General features: G+C 70.6%; 1 pseudogene. It reads left to right on the top strand.

The window, feature by feature from the left end:
* Positions 1-2,224 (top strand): annotated as a pseudogene (locus ABZZ74_RS53745) (hypothetical protein); the annotation flags it as partial.

Here is a 2,224-nt window from a genome sequence, read left to right on the forward strand (position 1 = left end):
GACCCGGCCGGCGACCCACCGCCCACCACGCCCACCACGACCGGGGAGGAGCCACCCCGCCAGACCGACACCGGCCAGCCCGGCCCGCACTCTCCGAGCAGCCGGGATGCCGCACCCGACCCGGCAACCCGTCGCTTCGCCGAGCAGCTCGAACCGCTCGAAGAGCCGGAGGCCAGGCGGCTGTGGGAGGAGGCGACGCGGATCACCGCCAGGCACAACCCGTACCCGCTGACCATCAAGGAGGGCGCGGCATCGCTGCGGGACCGGGACCCGCAGCGGTACTGGGCGACGATGCAGGTCGCCCGAGCCCTCCACGAATTCCAGAACGCGCCCGACCGGGACGATTCCGGCTCGAAGACCGACCCGGTGCGCGGTGTGGAGAACGCCGGCTTCCAGGTGCCGGACGACCTGCGTGAGTTCGAGGTGCGTTTCGGAAAGCTGGAGAAGACCGTCGCGCGCAAGCTGTCGGGCGAGGCGATCACCATCGCCGGCAAGTACAGGCCCTTCAAGCTCACTGTCCAAGAGGGCGCCGCCGGCATGCGTGAGCGTGACCCGCGGACGTACTGGGCGATGATGCGGGTCGCGCGGACGCTGCTCGACAACAAGGGGAAGCCCGACCGCTTCCAGCGTGCCGAGGACGAGGCCCAGAAGGTGTCCGAGGAGTTCGGCGGTGCTGGCAGGCTCAGGGCCGGCGTGGGCGGCAGCCCCCACGGCGACAGGCCCTCCGGTCCGGGCGATGGGCCCGACGAGCAGGACGTCGTTCGCCAAGACGTGGCGGTGGAGTCGCATCCGCAGGGGTATGCCGTCAGCCATCCGGGGTTCGGTGACCGTCGTCTCGTCGTCGGTGGCGATGGTGTGCTGAGGAGTTTGGAGGATGCCGGCTCCGGGTCTGGGCCTGGGGTTGTCTTCGGGGCCGGCGGGGCTGCGCCGTCCGGCGGTGGTGTCGGCCAGGAGTCCGGTCCCGTTGGTCGTGTTCGTGGCGCGGCGGAGGCGTTGGGCGGTGAGGGGGGTCCGGCGGCGAAGCGTCCGCGAACGGGTGCGGAGGGCGACGGGCGTGACCAGGTCGACAGTCCGGCGTGGAGTTTTGACCTCTCTGGTTGGGATCCGGCTCTGTTGGACAGTCCGGCGCCTGGCGTTGGTGGGTCCGTGGGTGGTCCGGGTGTTCCGGTGGGCCCGGCGGAGGGATCGGTCTCGGGCGTGCCGGTGTCGGAGCACCGGCTGGACGATTTGACGGCGGGTTTTGACTTATCTGGTGGGGATCCGGCCGGTGCGGCCGGGGATGATCTCGCGACGCGCCTGTCGCAGGCGGGAGCGGACCCGGCGCACCGTCTTCTCGATTGGGTCCATCAGCAGGATGGAGCTGACCTGGAGGCATGGACGGCCTCACTGCGCCGCCTGGCCACGCGGCACAAGACGTACACGCAGTTGGCCGACAGCCTGGGCGTGAGTCTGGCATGGCTCAGCCCGGTCCTCAATGGAAAAGAGCCGGCGAGCAAGTCCTTCAAGTGGCGGGTGCGTGTTGCGGTCCGCCTGACCGACACCGAGAACGCCGGGAAGTGGAGCATCAAGACCCACTCGAATCGCATGCGCTTCAATGTGTTCTTCGACGACACGCATACGGCTCTCGAGTTCGGCGGCGGCGGCGTCACGGCCTGGAAGGTTGTCCTGCCGGACACGGACATGCTGGTGCGCTACTCCCGGTTGTCGCCGGGATGGGACGACGAGCCGCAGTTGATGACGCGGGGCGGCACGCGCCCCCCGACCGGATGGAGTCTGGTGAGGTCGCCCGATGGCGATGGCAGCTGGACGGTCCATTTCGCCCCGGCGGACGGCGGGCCGGGACGGCAGTGGCGCGTGTCGTCCGCCAGGACGCTGGAACCGTCGGCCCAGTCCCCGTCGGCCGGTCCCCAGCCCTCCGGTGCGGTCGGAGGTGATCTCGCGGGCCCCGGTCCCTCCACCGACTCCGTCACCCTGAGGGAGCCCGGCATGCCGGGCGAGGAACCGCAGGCACCGCGGGGCGACGTGGAGGGCGTCAGGCGCTCCGGTCCGGGCGATGGGCCCGACGAGCAGGACGTCATTCGGCAGGACGTGGTGGTCGGCATGCCGCTGATGTCTGGGCAGCCGGGGCCGGGCGACGGGCGTGACCAGGTCGACAGTCCGGCGTGGAGTTTTGACCTCTCTGGTTGGGATCCGGCTCTGTTGGACAGTCCGGCGCCTGGCGTTG

Origin of the sequence: Streptomyces sp. NPDC006476 (assembly GCF_040612015.1) — a bacterium.
Classification (GTDB): domain Bacteria; phylum Actinomycetota; class Actinomycetes; order Streptomycetales; family Streptomycetaceae; genus Streptomyces; species Streptomyces griseorubiginosus_B.